Below are 16717 nucleotides of genomic sequence, written 5' to 3' on the forward strand. Positions count from 1 at the left end.
CCGGTGCGGTGACACCGCCCGACCGACGACCGCGAAGGGGCCCACGTCCTTGTTGGCACCATCGAGGTGGCGAGGCTGGCGGTGGGTCGCTGCGGTCGCGGTGACCACTGTCGCGCTGGCCCTGCCGTCCACGGTCGCGCACGCCGAACCGACCCGAGCGGAACTGGAAAAGCAACTCGACCAGATTTCCGGGCAGCTGGGCCCGGTCGTGGAACAGTACAACAAGGTCCGCGAGGAGTTGGCGGCGTCCAAGGCCACCGTCGCGGCACTCAACGCCGAACTCGCCCCGCTGCGCGAGCAACTCACCGCGGCCGAGGCCAGGATCGGGGCGGTCGCCGCGGCGGCCTATCGCGGCGGATACGCCTCCACCGCCACCATGATTCTGAGCAGCGAGTCCCCGCTCGTTCTCGTCGACCAGCTGACTCTCCTGGAGGCCATGGCGGCCGACCAGCGACGCGACCTCGCCGCCGTCACCGCGGCCAAGACGCCCCTCGACGCGCGCAAGGCCGACCTGGACACGATCCTCAACCGCCAGGTCGCCCAGGAACAGGAACTGGCGGGCAAGAAGACCCAGATCGAAACTGACCTCAAGCGGGTACGGGACCTGAGAACCCGCCTGTACGGAGCCGCCAGTCAACCCGCCGGCCGCTACACCGGGCCGCCTCCTCCCTATGTCGCGGGCAAGGCCGGGGTGGCGGTGCGCTACGCCTACGACCAGATCGGCAAGCCCTACCAGTGGGCCACGGCCGGCCCTAACGGTTTTGACTGCTCGGGCCTGGTGCTGGCCTCCTGGCGGGCAGCGGGCACGACCCTGCGGCACAACACCGTCATGCAGTACAACGATCTCCCGCACGTCGGCAAGGCCGACCTCAAACCGGGCGACGTCGTCTTCTTCTACGCCGACCTGCACCACAACGGCCTCTACATCGGCGACAACAAGATCATCCACGCGCCGACCTTCGGGCAGACCATCGCGATCGTCAGCCTCGACTCGTTCCCGTGGGCGGGGGCCGCCCGCCCGAGCTGATCCGAGGGGCATGCGTGCGGGAGATGAGGTGGGAGGGCGAGTCAGGCGGGAACGCACTGCCTGGGTGGCCTGGAGGTCGAGACTGCGTAGAGCCGGTGCGGCCAGTCGATCGCTGTCCGCGAGGTCGTGATGACACGCCCTGTCGTTGAGCGTGTGCCCATAGCAGAGCGTGCCCGCACCGGGGTCGGGTCGGAGCGTGGACATTCTGCCCCGTCGGCAACGAAGGCCCGACGATGGCGAGCGGCTGGCGCACGGTAGCCGTGATACTACTTTTCAGTCACATCAGCGGGAATTACTGGACACAGCCACGTATGGCACATTGACGGTGATGTAAGTGTCGCGTAATCTGCTCATTCGTGACCTTCGTATACCGCACGGGCGCGGTGGTACTAACCGCGCTCATTGTGGTGTATGCCGTGCTGTGTTCGCCTGGTGCGCACTCCGACGATGGCCACTCCCGTCACGACGTCGGCGTGATGATCGCGCTGGAGGAGCCCAGTCACGGCGAGGTGCCCGTACATCCGGCCGAGCACGAGCACCGAGCTCACTCCTGTGGCGCGTTGGTCGGAGGGCAGACCGCGACGAACGCGCCGACTCCGGGTGATCTTCCGGTCATCGCGCCGGTCGCCTACTGGTCGCCGGTCGCACCGGCGGGGTCGGACGCGGTGGTGCGCCGGCACCAGCTGCGACATCAACCTTCTGTCCTGTCTCTCGTGTGCGTGTCCCGGACCTGACCTGGCCCGGGGTGGCTGTCGCCATCCCCGCCGAGGTCGCTTCCGGGTCGTTCTTGCGAGTTCTGGGGAAGGTTTTTCATGAGAACTGTGGATGCGCTGCCGCCTGCCGGCAGCCTGGTCGGGGGCACCGCCTGCCGGTCGTTGGCGGAGCTGGTAGGCAACACGCCGGTGCTGTGGGTGCCGGAGTTGTGGTTCGGGGCGGGCCGGGGTTACTGGGCCAAGTTGGAGGGGCACAATCCCGGCGGGATCAAGGACCGGCCGGGCCTGCACATGATCTCCCGGGCCCGCGAACGCGGCGAGCTCGAGCCGGGGCGGCCGATCATCGAGTCCACCAGTGGCACGCTGGGGCTCGGGCTGGCGCTGGCCGGCATCGTGTACGGGCACCCGGTGACCCTGGTCGCCGACCCGGGCATGGAGCCGTTGATGCGCCATCTCCTCAAGGCGTACGGGGCCACGGTGGACATCGTCGCCGAGCCGCACCCGACCGGGGGCTGGCAGCAGGCCCGCCGGGACCGGGTGCGGGAACTGATGGCCGCCCAGCCGGGCGCGTACTGCCCCGACCAGTACCACAATCCTGACAACGTCGCCGCGTACGAGGCTCTGGCGTTGGAACTCGTCGGCCAGCTCGGGCGGATCGACACGTTGGTGTGCAGCGTCGGTACCGGTGGACACAGCGCCGGGGTGTCGCGGGTGCTGCGGCAGTTCTTCCCCGACCTGCGCCTGGTGGGGGTGGACACGGTCGGTTCGACGATCTTCGGCCAGCCGGCCCGCACCCGACTGATGCGGGGCCTGGGCAGCAGCATCTACCCGCGTAACGTCGCCTACGACGCGTTCGACGAGGTGCACTGGGTCGCCCCAGGTGAGGCGGTGTGGAGCTGCCGGCAGCTGGCCGCGTCCCAGCAGCAGACCGGCGGGTGGAGCGTGGGGGCTGTCGGCTTGGTCGCCAACTGGCTGGCCCGCACCTCCCCGGCTCACGAGCGGATCGTGGCGATCTTCCCCGACGGTCCTCAGCGGTACTGGGACACCATCTACAACGACGACTATGCCGCCGAGCATGGTCTGCTCAACGTGGAGCCGGCGAAGGATCCCGACGAGATGGGCCACCCCGGCGAGCGGGAGGTCACCCGCTGGACCCGGTGCGAGAACGTCATCGACCCGGCACCGGTGGCGGCTGCGGGAAGGACCGACAGGTGACGGGCACCTGGCGGCAGGTGAGGTCGTTCAACCGGTGCGTTCAGCTGCTCGCCGTCAATCAGCTGGGCATCAACCTGGGCTTCTACATGCTCATGCCGTATCTGGCCAACCACCTGTCCTCCGGCCTGGGCATGGCGGCGTGGACCGTGGGCCTGGTGCTGGGGGTTCGCACGCTCAGCCAGCAGGGCATGTTCCTCGTCGGGGGCATGCTGGCCGACCGGTTCGGGTACAAGTCGATGATCGTCGCGGGGTTGGTGCTGCGTACCGTCGGATTCGCCCTGTTAGGGTTCGTCGACACGCTCCCGGCGCTGCTTGTCGCCTCGGTGCTGACCGGTTTGGCCGGCGCGCTGTTCAACCCGTCGGTGCGCGCCTACGTGGCCGCCGAGGCCGGGGAACGCAGGGTCGATGCGTTCGCCGTGTTCAACGTGTTCTACCAGGCCGGCATCCTGATCGGCCCGCTCGTCGGCCTCCTGTTGATCGCGGCTGACTTCCGCACCGTGTGCCTGGTCGCCGCCGCCGTGTTCGCGGCGTTGACGATCGTGCAGGTGCGGCTGCTGCCGAACCAGCCCAGGGAAGAGGCGGACCCCGGGCGGGCCACGGGTTTGGCCGGCGTCCGCGCCGACTGGCGACAGGTGGTCGGCAACCGGCCGTTCATGCTGTTCTCCCTGGCGATGATCGGCTCCTACGTGCTGTCCTCGCAGATCTACCTCGCTCTACCGCTGCAGGCCGCCCGAGTGCTCGGCCCCTCCGGCGGTGACGTCGGCAGCAGCGTGCTGTTCGCCCTGTCGGCCGTGGTCGCGGTCATCGGGCAGGTGCGGGTCACCTCCTGGGTCAAGCGGCGGTGGAACTCCGGGCGGTCCATCACGGTCGGTCTCGCGCTGATGGGCGCCGCTTTCCTGCCCCTTGCTCTGACCGCGCACCTGTTCGTGTACCGAACAGGCGCGTCGGCCTGGGACGGCGCGGTGGCACTGGCGCCGTTGCTCCTCGCCACGGTCGTGCTCACCGTGGGCACCGTGGTGGCCTACCCGTTCGAGATGGACACGATCGTGGCCCTGTCCGGCGAACGGCTCGTGGCCACCCACTACGGCCTGTACAACACCCTGTCCGGTATCGGGATCACCCTCGGAAACCTGGGCACCGGGGCGATCTGGGGCGCAGCCGCCGCCTGGGATCTGCCCGCCCTGCCCTGGCTGGCGCTGATCGCCACCGGGATCGTCTGCACCACCGCCATCGCGGCACTGGCCCGATCTGGGAAATTGACCGCCGCCCCCACCGTCGTCCCCGCTGCCAAAGGAGCCGCAACTCTATGAGCACAGTCCTTTCTGTCACCCTCGATGACGTGCGGGCCGCGGCCAAGCGGCTGTCGGGCGTCGCCTACCGGACTCCGGTGCTCACCTCACGCACCCTTGACGAACACGTAGGCGCGCAGGTGTTCGTCAAGTGCGAGAACTTCCAGCGCATCGGGGCCTTCAAGTTCCGGGGCGCCTACAACGCCATCGCCCACCTCGACCCTGACGACCTTCGCCACGGGGTGATCGCGTTCTCCTCCGGCAACCACGCCCAAGCCGTCGCCCTCGCCGCCCGGATGCTCGGCACCCGAGCGCTGATCGTCATGCCAGCCGACACCCCGCCCATGAAACTCGCGGCCACCCAGGGCTACGGGGCACGGATCGTCACCTTCGACCGGTACACCGAAAACCGGTTCGAGATCACCGCCGCCCTGGCCGCCGAGCACCACCTGACGGTCATCCCGCCCTACGACCACCCCGACGTCATCGCCGGCGCCGGGACCACCGGCCTGGAACTCCTGGAGGAGACCAGCGACCTCGACGCGCTCCTGGTGCCGCTGGGCGGCGGGGGACAGTTGGCCGGCTGCGCGACCGTCATGCGGGCGGTGTCCCCGCGAACCCTGATCATCGGGGTCGAGTCGCAGGACGGGGACAAGAACGGCCAGTCCCTGCGGGCCGGGGAGCCGGTGCGGATCGCGGTGCCGCGCACCATCGCCGACGGGGTCACCGGGGAGGTCACCGGCGAGCTGACCTTCCCCATCATCCAGCGACTCGTGGACGAGGTGACCGTCGCCAGCGACACCGAGATCGTGCGGGCGATGTCGTTCCTGTTCGACCGGATGAAGCTCGTGGTCGAGCCCAGCGGCGCCCTGGCGGTGGCCGCGCTGCTGGCCGGCAGGGTGCGGCTGCCCGGCAAACGCGTCGGCGTGATGATCTCCGGCGGCAACGTCGGGGCCGACCGCTTCTGCGAACTCCTGACCGGGCCCCTGGGCCAGGCCGCGTAACGGCCGAGCGGCACCCGGCGGGCGCGATGCCGTCGGGTGCCGCTGGGGGAGTCTGTCCGCTCAGTGGTGCCCGTGGTGGTCGTCGCCGTCGGGTGTGGCCCCGTGGCCGGCATGCGCCTCATGGCCGCTGTGGTACTGGTGGACGACCGCGTGACCCTTGCCCCGCGAGATCATCCACCGGTTGACCGGCACCGTCACCACGAAGGCGAGCGCCAGGGCGCCGGCCAGGCTGGCCCAGAAGATCCAGCTGCTCAGGCCCGCGTCCATCGCGCCCGGGATGAGCAGCATGGCGGCGTTGTCGATGACCTCCATGACCGCGATGGACACGGTGTCGGCGGCGAGGGCCACGCCGATCGCGGCGCCCATCGTCAGGCCGGCCTTGAGCACCGGGCGGATGGTCAGGGCGTAACCGAAGACGAACGCCAGGACGATCGCGAGGATGATCGTGGGCAGGTTCGACCAGCCGAGCGCCGTGCCGATGATCATGCCGAGGACCTCGCCGATCGCGCAGCCGGTGAGGCAGTGCAGGGTCGCCGACATCGCAGTCCGCCAGCTGGTCTTCGAGGTGTGCATGTCGTGGTTCATGACCTCACCATACCCCTAGGGGGTATCCGCAGTACAAGCGTTTTGAAGATCGAAATAACTTGAACACGCATGTACGGAATAGCGTCAGCGTGCGCAACATTAAGTCGTACACCCATGTACGGTTTAAGTCTTGGAGGTTTCCCCGTGGCCCAGACGCTGGCCCCCCATGTGGCCCATCGCACCCCCGATCCTCGGCGGTGGAAGGCGCTGACGTTGCTGTCCGTCGCCCAGTTCATGTTGATCCTGGATGTGACCGTGGTGCAGGTCGCGCTGCCCAGCATGGGCGTGGACCTGTCCCTCGGCCGCCAGGCACTGACCTGGGTGGTGACCACCTACACCCTCGCCTTCGGCGGCCTGATGCTGTTCGGTGGGCGGCTCGCGGACCTGTTCGGCGCGCGACGGATCCTGCTCGTCGGGCTCGCGCTGTTCACGCTGGCCTCCCTCGGCGCGACCTTCGCGCCCGACGGCGTCACCTTGATCGCCGGCCGGGCGGCCCAGGGTGTGGGTGCGGCGTTGCTGTCGCCTGCGGCGCTGGCCATCGTGTCGACCACGTTCGTCGGTCCCGAACGCCACAAGGCCCTCGGGGTGTGGGCCGGCATCGGCGGCATGGGCGCGGCTATCGGGGTACTCCTCGGCGGCCTGCTCACGGCCGGGCCGGGTTGGGAGTGGGTGTTCGGCATCAATGTGCCGGTCGGCATCGTCGTCTTCGCCCTGCTGCTGCGCGTCGTCCCCGCCAACCGGGTGGCGGCGGCCCGGACCGGCGTCGACCTGCCCGGCGCGATCGCGGTCACCGCCGCCGTCTCCGCGCTCATCTACGGCCTGGTCACTGCGGGCGATTCCGGCTGGGACAGCCCCCAGACCCTCATACCCCTGGGTGCGGGCCTGGTCCTGGTGGGGGTGTTCGCCGCGATCGAACGCACATCCGCCGCGCCGCTGATGCGGGTGCAGATGCTCACCCGCCGGCCGGTGCTGGCCGGGGCGTTCCTCATGCTGGTCGCCACCGGACTGCTGATCGCGTTCTTCTTCCTCGGCTCCCTCTACCTCCAACAGGCGCGCGGCTTCGGCCCGCTGAAAACGGGCCTGATGTTCCTGCCCGCCGCGGTGGCCATCGGCGCCGGCGCACACCTCGGCGGCAGGCTGATCGGCCGGATCGGCGCCCGGCCCGTCGCGGCCGGTGGTCTGCTGATCAGTGCGGGCGGCGCGTTCCTGCTGACCCAGATCGGCGTCACCGGCACCGCGTACGCCACGTTCCTGCCCGGCCTTGCCGTTGCGGCGTTCGGCGTCGGACCCGTGTTCGTGGCCGCGACCACCTCGGCGCTGGCGCACGTCAAACACCACGAGGCCGGGCTGGCCTCCGGTGTGGTGAACACCTTCCATGAACTCGGCGGCGCCGTCGGCGTGGCGGTGGCCTCGACCATCGCGGCGGTGAGCATCGGCTCCACCATCCCGCAGGCTGTCGGCTTCGTCGACGCGTACGCGGTCAGCACGGTGGTCGCCATCGTGGCCGCCGGGATCGCTGTGGGTCTGGTGCCGCCCGGCAAGGCGGTGATCACCGGGGGCCCCCACGTTCACTAACCTGCGAGCATGGGTTCTCACCAGCAGGCCGCGGCGGGTAAGCGAGCCGACGCGGCCCGCAACATCGCCGCCATCACCGACGCCGCCCTCGACCTGTTCAGCCGCGACCGCACAGTCAGCATGGCCGACGTCGCCAGGGCCGCCGGCGTCGGACGCGTGACCCTCTACGCGCACTTCCCGTCGCGCGAAGCGCTCCTCGACGCGGTCCTGGCCGCAGCGATCGAACAGGCTGACCGGGCACTCGACGCCTGCTCGCCGGAGGAGGGGCCGGCCGATGAGGCGTTCGCCCGGCTCGTGCGGTCTGCTTGGTCGATCCTCGACAAGCACCGTGGCCTGCACGTCAACGCCCTCGCCGAACTCGGCACGGACCGGATGCGCGCCGGCCACGCCCCCACGCTCGGCCGGGTCGAGCGGCTCATCGCCCGAGGTCAGGCAGAAGGAGTCTTCCGCACCGACCTGCCACTGACCTGGCTGGTCACGACCGTGTACAGCCTCCTGCACGCCGCAGCCGCCGAGGCCGACTCGGGACTTCTGACCCCGGAGGCGCTCCCGGCGGTCCTGGAGACCACCCTGCTCGCCATCCTGAGGCCACCTCTTACATAACCCCCTGGGGGTATGCTAGGTTCCTCTCCGTCAGATACCCACTGGGGGTATCTGACGGAGAGGACTTCGTCATGTGCGCAAGCGAGCCGACCACCGCCCAGATCGAGAGCTGTGCGGTCGTGGGCCAGACGTTCACGGTCGCCGGGATGAGCTGCCAGCCGTGCGCCACCCGGGTCACCACCGCCGTCGAAGCCGTTGACGGCGTCACGGGCGCCACCGTAGACCTTGCCGCGCGGCTGCTGACCGTGTCCGGCACTGCCACCACCGCCGAGATCCACGCCGCCGTCACCCACGCCGGCTACCAGGTCGTCACCTCCTGACCGCACCAGCGGTCACATGTCCGGCCCGGCGCTGATACGCCGAGGCCAGGAAGGAAACACCGTCATGCAACCCAACCCCCGTCGCTGGTGGGCACTGTCCGTGCTCGCCACCGCCCAGTTCATGGTCATCATGGACACGTCGATCATCGGTGTCGCCCTTCCCGACATGCAGCGCGAACTCGGGTTCAGCCCCGGCGGTCTGCAGTGGGTCTTCAACGCCTACGTCATCGCCCTCGGTGGCCTGCTGCTTCTCGGCGGCCGACTGTCGGACCTGTTCGGGGCCCGACGGATCTTCACCGCCGGCTGGGCGACGCTGATCGCGGGCTCCGTGCTCGCCGCAGTCGCCGACAACGCCGGATGGGAGATCGCCGGCCGGGCGGTGCAGGGCGTCGGCTCCGCACTGATCACCCCGGCGGCGATGACCCTCCTGATGGTCCTGTTCGCCGGCCAGCCCCGTGAACTGCCCAAGGCCATGGCGTTCTACGGTGCCGCCGCACCGGCCGGCGGCACGGCCGGAGTGTTCCTCGGCGGCGTGATCACCGAGTGGCTGAGTTGGCCGTGGATCTTCGCCGTGTACGTGCCGATCGGGCTGCTCACCCTGGCCGTGACCCCAGCGCTCCTGCCGCGGGTACCCGGCCGGAGCGGTCGCCTCGACATCGCCGGAGCGGTGACCGTCACCGGCGGCCTCGCCCTGGCCGTGTACGCGATCGTCCAGGCCCCCGGAACCGGCTGGACGTCGGCCGCGACGGTACTGTCCCTGCTCGGCGCGGCCGCGCTGCTGGTCGTCTTCGTCAGCGTCCAACGCCGCTCCGCCAACCCGCTCATGCCCCTGTCGGTGTGGCGGACCCCGAACCTGGGCGCGGCCAACATCGCGATGGCGTTGCTGGGGGCGGCCTGGATCCCGATGTGGTACTTCCTCAACCTGTACCTGCAGCAGGTCCTCGGCTACGGCGCCTTCGCCAGCGGCGCAGCCCTGGTACCGATGACAGCCCTGATGATGCTGCTCATGGTCACCGTCACCGGACGCCTCATCGGCCGGTTCGGCACCAAACCGTTGATCGTGACCGGCCTCGCCGTCCTGGCCGTCGGCCTGGGGGTTCTGTCCACCGTCGAACCGACCGGCCGCTTCCTCACCGACGTGCTTCCCGGCTCGCTGGTGTCAGCGGTGGGCATGTCCCTGGTGTTCATCCCCGCCTTGATGGCCGCCATCTCCGCCGCCCCCGCAGAACAGGGCGGTCTGGCCTCCGGCATCGTCAACACCACCTACCAGATCGGCTCCGCCCTCGGGCTCGCCGCGACCACGGCGGTCGCCACCTCCATCGGCGCCGGCCTACTCGCGGACAGAACGGCACTCACCGACGGCTTCTCCGCCGCGTTCACAGCGGCGGCGATCGTCGCGCTGGGCGGGGCGGCCCTGGCCCTGGGAAGCCTGCGAAGCCCCCGGCCGGCGAAGGTGTCGGACCCGGAGAGGGTCAACGCGTGACGACGTAGCACTGACGTGGCGGGCCGTCCTGAACAGGACGGCCCGCCACCTCGTTGGATCGCGCCGATCTGGGCGCGGCCATCGATGCGGTACCGGTCGTCTCGGAGTGCGGCTGCCCGGACGGGACGCTGGCAGTGGGGTTCTGTCAGGAGTTGGTGATCGCCTCCGGGGACCTGGACGCCCGGAGGAGGCGGTAGGCATAGAAGACCGCGACGACGCTCGCGACGAAGGTCACGATGCCGGTGCCCTCGTAGAACGCGGTGCCCGCTCGGGGCGACCACAGCGAGAACGCCGTCTCCACGACCTCCGCCTCCCCGCCGGGCAGGAAAGTCGTGTTCTGCATGCCGAGGGCCTTGAGGACGTGGTCCAGGAACCCGTCGATGAACCCGAACCACAAGAACACCAGGCCTGTGAGGAGGGCGTAGCCCCAGAGGGCCACCCTGCTCCCGGAAGACCTGAACCACAGCATCAGCCCGACGGGAAGAACGACGACGATGACCGCTGGAGCCAGCACCTCAAGCCCGAGGCGGTAGATGTGGTGGACCGACGTGATGGTCGTAGTCGCGGTGGTGGCGAGCAACGAGAGCCGGATCAGCGACTCGTTGTGGGACGGTTTCATGGAGCTTGTCCTTTCGGAATTGTCGCGCCGCCGGGCGACCGGTCTGCGGCTGGTGGTGCCCAGGTGCAGGCCGGGGCCATAAGGGTCACGAGCGGTGTCGGCGGTGTCCGCGACTGCGCATCAGAGTTGTGCGGTACAACTGTTAGCATCAACGTACACGGTTAGAGTTGCATCGCACAACTGTTGGGAGTGGGCATTGGCCGATCGGCTGCATGACGCCCTGGATCGCGCGATGGTCCAGCTCTTTCGGCTACGCGGGGTGCTTGATTCATCCCAGGCCGCCGCTGGCCTCGGGATGTCTGTCTCCGAGGCCATGGCATTGCGCTACCTGGCCAACGGCCCATCGACCCAGCAGGAACTCGGCTCCTACCTTGCCCTGGAGAAGAGCACGGTCAGCCGACTCGTCGACGCCATGGTGAGCAAGGGCTGGGTCGGGAAGGAACGAGACCCCGACAACCGGCGCTACCTGATGGTCACGCTCACCGAGGCGGGCATCGCTGCCGCCGCCTCGGTCGCCGAAGCGATGCGGCAACGGCATTCCGGAATGCTCGAGGCCCTCTCCGGCGAGGAACTGCAGGCGCTGGCTGTGGCGCTGCCCGCGCTGGTGCGGGTCCTGTCCGACGATCCGGGCAGCCCACAAACCCGAGACTGACACCCGGATGGTCCGGGCGGTGGAGATCGCCCGCTCGACGGCGGAGGTCATCTCCCCGACCAGGATCTGCGGGAAGCGTGGTCACGGCCGCGAACCCGTTTCCGGAAGAGTCCTGCGCTGGGCCGGCGTGTCGCTATTCGAGCAGTTCGGGGTGAAGGCTGCTGGCGGGCCCGATCGGACCTGCCCGGTGCCGTGCGCTGCCTACCACTGTTCGGGGCCGGCCGTGCGTTCGCGGGATAGGACGGCGAGATGGTCTGCGGGGTCGCCTGCGGGTCGCTCCTGTGGCGCGGGCGCTGGGTCGTGTTCGAGGTTCGGGGTCGCAGGTGACATCGTGGCCGACCGTCGAGCGGCGAACGCGGCGAGCGCCGTGGTGATCGGGACCGCGGCGATCAGGCCGAGTGTTCCCACGGCGCTGCGGACGAGTTCCTGTGCGATGAGCTGGTTGGTGAGCACCTGTCCGAGGGGCTGGTTGCCGGCCGCGATGAGGACGAGCAGCGGTAAAGACGCGCCCGCGTAGGCCAGGATGATCGTGTTGATCACCGAGGCGATGTGGGAGCGTCCGACCCGGGTCGCCGAGCGGTAGAGCTGGCGGAAGCCGTATCCAGGGTTGGCGCGGGCGAGTTCGGTGACGGTGGCGGCCTGGGTCACGGTGACGTCGTCGAGGACGCCGAGGGAACCGATGAGGATGCCGGCGAGCAGGAGGCCCTGCATGTTGACGTTGTGGACGAGACCCAGGTAGCTGGACGTCTCGTCGGCCACGCCGCTGAGGTGCGTGGTTTTGACGGCCACAGTGGACAGCACTCCGGTGAGGGTCAGGCTTGCCAGGGTCCCGGCGACGGCCACCGACGTGGAGACACTCAGCCCGTGGGTGAGGTACAGGACGACGAGCATGATCGAAGCGGCGCCGACGATAGCCACCAGCAGCGGCGGCTGACCGGCCAGGATCGCCGGAACGACGAACAGCAGCAACACCCCGAAGGTGACGGCCAGCCCGGCCAGCGCGGACAGGCCCCGCCAACGGCCGAACGCGACCACCGCGAGGGCGAAGGCGGCACCGAGGATCCACAACTGGTTGCCGCGCTGGTGGTCGTGGATCTGGTAGGTCTCGCCGCTGGGCGTGTCCGGCAGGTGCATCAGCACCATGTCGTCGCCCTCGGCGATGGTCGGCGCGCCGGGGCCGTTGGGCATGCGCACGGTCACCTGGGTGCCTGAGGCCGCGCCTTCGGTCAGTCGCACGGTCACTGTGCCGCAGCCGTTGACCCCCGGTCGCGCGCCGGGCGGCTGCTCACCCGGAGGGAGCTGCTGGCACGGCTCGTGGTTGATCGCCGTGATGGTGCCGTTGACCCGCTGCGCACCGTCGGGCTGATCCGCGGTGGTATGGCTGGGCGGCCACAGCCAGATCAGGGCGGCCAGGATGATCAGCGCGGCGGGAACGATCACCGCAAGGGTGGCCCGCCAGGTGCCGCGCTGGTTCGCGCCGAGGGGGCCGTGCTGGTGGGGATGGGAACTCATGCGTGAACGTCCTCGTGCCGGCGGGGCTGGGTCGGTCGCGGGACGGCGGCCTGTGGGAGCCGACCGTCAATCTCGCACTGGCCGGACAATAAGGGCCTATCGCCCATAGCGGCCTTACCGTCGCCCGAACGACCGCCCTGATGATGACGCGTCAGCAGGGAGCCGCTTACCCAGGGTAGCCGGCTTTCCGTGGAGCGATTCGCCATGTGGCTACTATCTCAGATAGGAGATCGAGGGCTCTCAGCCGCGCTTCATCAGGCGGCCTACGGCGGCCATCATCTCGGTAGCCATCTCATCGGCCCGGCCCTCGGTCGCGCCCTCGTGCATGCAGTGCCGGGCGTGCCCGTCGAGCAGGCCGAGGCCCACCTTGTCGAGGGCGGCCTGGATGGCGGAGATCTGGGTGAGGACGTCGATGCAGTACCGGTCCTCCTCGACCATCTTCTCGATCCCGCGCACCTGGCCCTCGATCCGCCGGAGTCGCGCGAGGAGCTGGTCCTTGGTGGCGGTGTACCCGCGCGTGGGGGTGGCCTGTGGGGTCGTCATCACACCAGGATACCGGAACCCCCAGGGGGTATGTTAGGTTCAGTGAGACAAACGGGTACCCCCCATGGGTATATCGGTGAGGCTGGGAAGGGAATTCGGACATGATCATCTCGAAATACCAGGTCAAGGGCATGACGTGCGGGCACTGCGTGGGCTCCGTCAGCTCCGAGGTCGGCAATATCGCCGGCGTGAGCGACGTGGCGGTGGACCTGCCCACCGGTGAGGTCACCGTCACCAGCACAGGCGAACTCGACGTCGAGGCCGTGCGGGCCGCCGTCGACGAGGCCGGCTACGAGCTCGCCACCTCCTGACCCCGGCAGTACCCGATGAGAGGTTTGCGATGAACACGGCGACGAAACTGGGCGTCTTCGCCCTCGGGCTCGCGCTGGTGTTCGGCGCGGCGTACGGGGCCGGTCACCTGACCGGCCCAGTCACCGCCGCCGGCACCCCCGCCGACGCGCACGGAGAGCACGGCACCGAGACCGCCACGAAGCCGGCGGCGACGAACCTGCCCGGCGGGCTCCTGGTGTCCGACCGGGGCTATACCTTCAGCCGGGTACCGGCGGCCGACGGCGAGTTCGCGTTCCGGATCACCGGAGCGGACGGCGCGGCGGTGACCGGCTTCGACGTGGCCCACGACAAGCGGATGCACCTCGTGATCGCGCGCCGCGACCTGTCGGGCTTCCGGCACGTGCATCCGCAGATGGCACCCGACGGTGTGTGGCGGGTGGCGGCCCCGTGGGGCGAGCCCGGCACCTACCGGGCGTTCGCAGACTTCACACCCACAGGAGCCGACCCGCTCATCCTGGGCATCGACGTCGACGTGCCGGGGGAGTTCACCCCGCGGCCCGTGCCGGCACCAGCGACCACGGCGACGGTCGACGGCTACACCGTGTCCCTCGCAGGCGCCGTGGAGCCCGGCCGCACCAGCAAACTGGCCCTGACCGTCAGCCGGGCCGGGGTGCCGGTCACGGATCTGGAGCCCTACCTAGGCGCCTACGGGCACCTGGTGGCGTTGCGCGCCGGGGACCTGGCGTACCTGCACGTGCATCCCGAGACCGGCCCGGCCGGCCCGCACGTCACCTTCTACGCGGAGGTGCCCACAGCCGGAACCTACCGGCTGTACCTGGACTTCCAGCACGGCGGCGTCGTTCGCACCGCCGAGTTCACCATCGCCGTCGGGCAGGCCGTGACCGCGTCGCCTCCGGCCGGGCCCGTCCCGGCGATCCCTGCGGCTACCCCCGCACCCACCCCGACCGGCCACGGTCACTAAGGGAGCCTTGAGATGACCACGGCACCAACCACCCCCAGCGCCGAGCGCACCGAACAGGTCGAGCTGACGATCGGCGGCATGACCTGCGCGTCGTGCGCGGCACGGATCGAGAAGAAGCTCAACCGCCTCGACGGCGTGACCGCCTCGGTGAACTACGCCACCGAGAAAGCGAAGATCCACTTCACGCCGCTGGTCAGCCTCACCGACCTGATCGCCACCGTGGAGGACGTCGGCTACACCGCCGAGGCTCCCCAACCCGCGAAGCAGCAGGCCGACGCCGGGACTGGTGAGCCGACCCGCGAAGAGCGGGCACTGGGCGCACTGCGGAACCGTGCCATCGTCAGCGCGCTGCTCGCCGTACCGGTGATCGTGCTGGCCATGGTCCCGGCCTGGCAGTTCACCTACTGGCAGTGGGCCTCCCTCGCCCTCGCCGCACCCGTCGTCGTGTGGGGCGCGTGGCCGTTTCACGTAGCGGCCTTCAAGAACCTGCGCAACGCCGCCGCGACCATGGACACCCTCGTCTCCGTCGGCGTGCTGGCCGCCTTCGGCTGGTCGGTGTACGCCCTGTTCGCCGGCACCGCCGGAGAAGCGGGCATGACTCACCCGTTCAGTTTCACCGTCGAGCGGATGGCCGGCACTGGGAACATCTACCTGGAGGTCGCCGCCGGCGTCACCACGTTCATCCTCGCCGGTCGGTACTTCGAACACCGCGCCAAGCGCCGGGCCGGCTCGGCCCTGCGCGCGCTCCTGGAACTGGGCGCCAAGGACGTCGCCGTGCTCCGCGACGGCCGGGAGATCCGCGTCCCGGCCGAGGAACTCGCGGTGGGCGACGAGTTCGTCGTGCGCCCAGGGGAGAAGATCGCCACCGACGGAATCGTCGTCGACGGCACCTCCGCCGTGGACGCGAGCCTGCTGACAGGTGAGTCCGTGCCCGTGGAGGTCGCGCCCGGCGACACCGTCACCGGGGCCACTGTCAATGCCGGGGGCCGGCTCGTCGTGCGCGCCACCCGGGTCGGGGCCGACACCCAACTCGCCCAGATGGCCCGCCTCGTCGAGGACGCCCAGAACGGCAAGGCCGAGGTCCAGCGCCTCGCCGACCGGATCTCCGCGATCTTCGTACCCATCGTCATCGCCCTGGCCATCGCCACCCTGGGATTCTGGCTCGGCACCGGCGGGACCATCGCCGCCGCGTTCACCGCAGCAGTCGCGGTCCTCATCATCGCCTGCCCGTGCGCCCTGGGCCTGGCCACCCCGACCGCCCTGATGGTCGGAACCGGACGCGGAGCCCAACTCGGCATCCTCATCAAGGGCCCCGAGGTCCTGGAATCCACCCGCCGGATCGACACGATCGTGCTCGACAAGACCGGCACCGTCACCACCGGCCAGATGACGCTCCTGGACGTCACCGCCGCAACCGGCGAGGACACCGACACCGTGCTGCGCCTGGCCGGTGCCGCCGAAGCAGGCTCTGAGCATCCGATCGCCCACGCCATCACCCGTGGCGCCACCCAGCGCCTCGGCGATCTGCCAGCGGTGTCGGGATTTGCGAACCTCGCGGGCATGGGCGTCTCCGGCACCGTTGACGGCACGGACCTGCTCATCGGCCGCCCTGCCCTGCTCGCCGACCACGGCATGGCCATGCCCGACGAACTGTCCGAGGCCCGCGAGGCCGCCGAGGCCGAAGGCCGCACCGTCGTCGCCATCGGCTGGCAGGGGCGAGTCCGTGGCCTGCTGGCCGTCGCCGACACTGTCAAACCCACCTCCGCGCAGGCCATCTGTCAACTGCGCGCGCTGGGCCTGCGGCCGGTCCTGCTCACCGGGGACAACGCCACGGTGGCAGCTGCCGTCGCCCACCAGGTCGGCATCGAGACGGCTGACGTCATCGCCGAGGTGCTGCCGGCGGACAAGGTCGACGTCGTCAAACGGCTCCAGGCCGAGGGACGGGTGGTCGCGATGGTCGGCGACGGCGTCAACGACGCCGCAGCCCTCGCCCAAGCCGACCTGGGGCTGGCGATGGGCACCGGCGCTGACGTCGCGATCGAAGCCTCCGACCTCACCCTCGTGCGCGGTGACCTGCGCGCCACGGGCGATGCGATCCGGCTGTCCCGGGCCACCCTGCGCACCATCAAGGGCAACCTGTTCTGGGCCTTCGCCTACAACCTCGCGGCCCTGCCGCTGGCCGCCACCGGACTCCTCAACCCCATGATCGCCGGCGCGGCCATGGCGTTCAGTTCCGTCTTCGTCGTCACCAACAGCCTGCGGCTGCGCAGATTCAAAGCCGCGAACTGACGACCGCCGATCCAT

General features: G+C 69.8%; 16 protein-coding genes. 12 read left to right on the forward strand and 4 right to left on the reverse strand.

Annotation, left to right across the window (positions count from 1 at the left end; genetic code table 11):
- Positions 1-100 precede the first annotated feature (100 nt).
- From AB0M43_RS21385 to AB0M43_RS21400, 4 genes are all read left to right on the forward strand, one after another.
- Positions 101-1027 carry an NlpC/P60 family protein gene (locus tag AB0M43_RS21385; RefSeq protein ID WP_363727233.1) on the forward strand — a complete coding sequence of 309 codons (927 nt, stop codon included), beginning with the start codon at positions 101-103 and terminating at the stop codon, positions 1025-1027.
- Between the two features lie 812 nt (positions 1028-1839).
- Positions 1840-2955, forward strand: a complete 1116-nt coding sequence (locus AB0M43_RS21390; protein WP_363727234.1) for a PLP-dependent cysteine synthase family protein — start codon at positions 1840-1842, stop codon at positions 2953-2955.
- The gene (locus AB0M43_RS21395; RefSeq protein WP_363727236.1) at positions 2952-4265 is read left to right on the forward strand and encodes an MFS transporter; all 1314 of its coding nucleotides are present in this window, start codon (positions 2952-2954) and stop codon (positions 4263-4265) included. The genes AB0M43_RS21390 and AB0M43_RS21395 overlap by 4 nt, the downstream gene beginning before the upstream one ends.
- Complete coding sequence (locus AB0M43_RS21400; protein WP_363727237.1) at positions 4262-5248, forward strand: threo-3-hydroxy-L-aspartate ammonia-lyase; 987 nt, start codon at positions 4262-4264, stop codon at positions 5246-5248. Before AB0M43_RS21395 ends, AB0M43_RS21400 begins: the two co-directional genes overlap by 4 nt.
- A gap of 60 nt (positions 5249-5308) precedes the next feature.
- Here the strand turns inward: AB0M43_RS21400 and AB0M43_RS21405 are convergent, their stop codons facing one another.
- Positions 5309-5833, reverse strand: coding sequence for a DUF4396 domain-containing protein (locus AB0M43_RS21405; protein WP_363727239.1), 525 nt, complete (start codon positions 5831-5833; stop codon positions 5309-5311).
- Between the two features lie 144 nt (positions 5834-5977).
- Between AB0M43_RS21405 and AB0M43_RS21410 the strand changes: the two genes are divergently transcribed.
- From AB0M43_RS21410 to AB0M43_RS21425, 4 genes are all read left to right on the forward strand, one after another.
- A complete protein-coding gene (locus AB0M43_RS21410; RefSeq protein ID WP_363727241.1) occupies positions 5978-7408 on the forward strand; it encodes an MFS transporter in 1431 nt (476 codons plus the stop codon).
- A gap of 9 nt (positions 7409-7417) precedes the next feature.
- A complete protein-coding gene (locus tag AB0M43_RS21415; protein WP_363727243.1) occupies positions 7418-8011 on the forward strand; it encodes a TetR/AcrR family transcriptional regulator in 594 nt (197 codons plus the stop codon).
- A 71-nt stretch (positions 8012-8082) separates the two neighbouring features.
- Positions 8083-8331, forward strand: coding sequence for a heavy metal-associated domain-containing protein (locus tag AB0M43_RS21420; RefSeq protein WP_363727245.1), 249 nt, complete (start codon positions 8083-8085; stop codon positions 8329-8331).
- Positions 8332-8395: 64 nt separating this feature from the next.
- Entirely contained in the window at positions 8396-9814 is a 1419-nt protein-coding gene (locus AB0M43_RS21425; RefSeq protein ID WP_363727247.1) for an MFS transporter, read from the forward strand.
- Between the two features lie 145 nt (positions 9815-9959).
- Here the strand turns inward: AB0M43_RS21425 and AB0M43_RS21430 are convergent, their stop codons facing one another.
- A complete protein-coding gene (locus tag AB0M43_RS21430; RefSeq protein ID WP_363727249.1) occupies positions 9960-10433 on the reverse strand; it encodes a hypothetical protein in 474 nt (157 codons plus the stop codon).
- Positions 10434-10629: 196 nt separating this feature from the next.
- Here AB0M43_RS21430 and AB0M43_RS21435 point away from each other — a divergent pair, with 196 nt between their 5' ends.
- Complete coding sequence (locus AB0M43_RS21435; protein ID WP_363727251.1) at positions 10630-11085, forward strand: MarR family transcriptional regulator; 456 nt, start codon at positions 10630-10632, stop codon at positions 11083-11085.
- Positions 11086-11286: 201 nt separating this feature from the next.
- Here the strand turns inward: AB0M43_RS21435 and AB0M43_RS21440 are convergent, their stop codons facing one another.
- On the reverse strand, positions 11287-12597 hold the full coding sequence (locus AB0M43_RS21440; RefSeq protein ID WP_363727253.1) for a YibE/F family protein: 1311 nt from the start codon (positions 12595-12597) through the stop codon (positions 11287-11289).
- Positions 12598-12837: 240 nt separating this feature from the next.
- Positions 12838-13140: a metal-sensitive transcriptional regulator gene (locus AB0M43_RS21445; protein ID WP_363727255.1), complete on the reverse strand. Its 303-nt coding sequence runs from the start codon at positions 13138-13140 to the stop codon at positions 12838-12840.
- A gap of 101 nt (positions 13141-13241) precedes the next feature.
- Here AB0M43_RS21445 and AB0M43_RS21450 point away from each other — a divergent pair, with 101 nt between their 5' ends.
- Genes AB0M43_RS21450 through AB0M43_RS21460 form a run of 3 tightly spaced genes read left to right on the forward strand, consistent with a single transcriptional unit; the run spans position 13242 to position 16702 of the window.
- Positions 13242-13451 carry a cation transporter gene (locus AB0M43_RS21450; protein ID WP_363727257.1) on the forward strand — a complete coding sequence of 70 codons (210 nt, stop codon included), beginning with the start codon at positions 13242-13244 and terminating at the stop codon, positions 13449-13451.
- 29 nt (positions 13452-13480) lie between these two features.
- Positions 13481-14413: a hypothetical protein gene (locus tag AB0M43_RS21455; RefSeq protein WP_363727259.1), complete on the forward strand. Its 933-nt coding sequence runs from the start codon at positions 13481-13483 to the stop codon at positions 14411-14413.
- A gap of 12 nt (positions 14414-14425) precedes the next feature.
- Positions 14426-16702: a heavy metal translocating P-type ATPase gene (locus AB0M43_RS21460; RefSeq protein ID WP_363727261.1), complete on the forward strand. Its 2277-nt coding sequence runs from the start codon at positions 14426-14428 to the stop codon at positions 16700-16702.
- Positions 16703-16717 lie beyond the last annotated feature (15 nt).

This window comes from Longispora sp. NPDC051575, from assembly GCF_040681875.1.
In the GTDB taxonomy this organism is placed as follows: domain Bacteria; phylum Actinomycetota; class Actinomycetes; order Mycobacteriales; family Micromonosporaceae; genus Longispora.

Bases quoted from the DNA above. Each gene is read 5' to 3' on its own strand.
- AB0M43_RS21440 (WP_363727253.1), bottom strand. From the start codon at position 12,597: ATGAGTTCCCATCCCCACCAGCACGGCCCCCTCGGCGCGAACCAGCGC.
- AB0M43_RS21390 (WP_363727234.1), top strand. From the start codon at position 1,840: ATGAGAACTGTGGATGCGCTGCCGCCTGCCGGCAGCCTGGTCGGGGGC.
- AB0M43_RS21460 (WP_363727261.1), top strand. From the start codon at position 14,426: ATGACCACGGCACCAACCACCCCCAGCGCCGAGCGCACCGAACAGGTC.
- AB0M43_RS21430 (WP_363727249.1), bottom strand. From the start codon at position 10,433: ATGAAACCGTCCCACAACGAGTCGCTGATCCGGCTCTCGTTGCTCGCC.
- AB0M43_RS21455 (WP_363727259.1), top strand. From the start codon at position 13,481: ATGAACACGGCGACGAAACTGGGCGTCTTCGCCCTCGGGCTCGCGCTG.
- AB0M43_RS21425 (WP_363727247.1), top strand. From the start codon at position 8,396: ATGCAACCCAACCCCCGTCGCTGGTGGGCACTGTCCGTGCTCGCCACC.
- AB0M43_RS21415 (WP_363727243.1), top strand. From the start codon at position 7,418: ATGGGTTCTCACCAGCAGGCCGCGGCGGGTAAGCGAGCCGACGCGGCC.
- AB0M43_RS21420 (WP_363727245.1), top strand. From the start codon at position 8,083: ATGTGCGCAAGCGAGCCGACCACCGCCCAGATCGAGAGCTGTGCGGTC.
- AB0M43_RS21405 (WP_363727239.1), bottom strand. From the start codon at position 5,833: ATGAACCACGACATGCACACCTCGAAGACCAGCTGGCGGACTGCGATG.
- AB0M43_RS21445 (WP_363727255.1), bottom strand. From the start codon at position 13,140: ATGACGACCCCACAGGCCACCCCCACGCGCGGGTACACCGCCACCAAG.
- AB0M43_RS21400 (WP_363727237.1), top strand. From the start codon at position 4,262: ATGAGCACAGTCCTTTCTGTCACCCTCGATGACGTGCGGGCCGCGGCC.
- AB0M43_RS21450 (WP_363727257.1), top strand. From the start codon at position 13,242: ATGATCATCTCGAAATACCAGGTCAAGGGCATGACGTGCGGGCACTGC.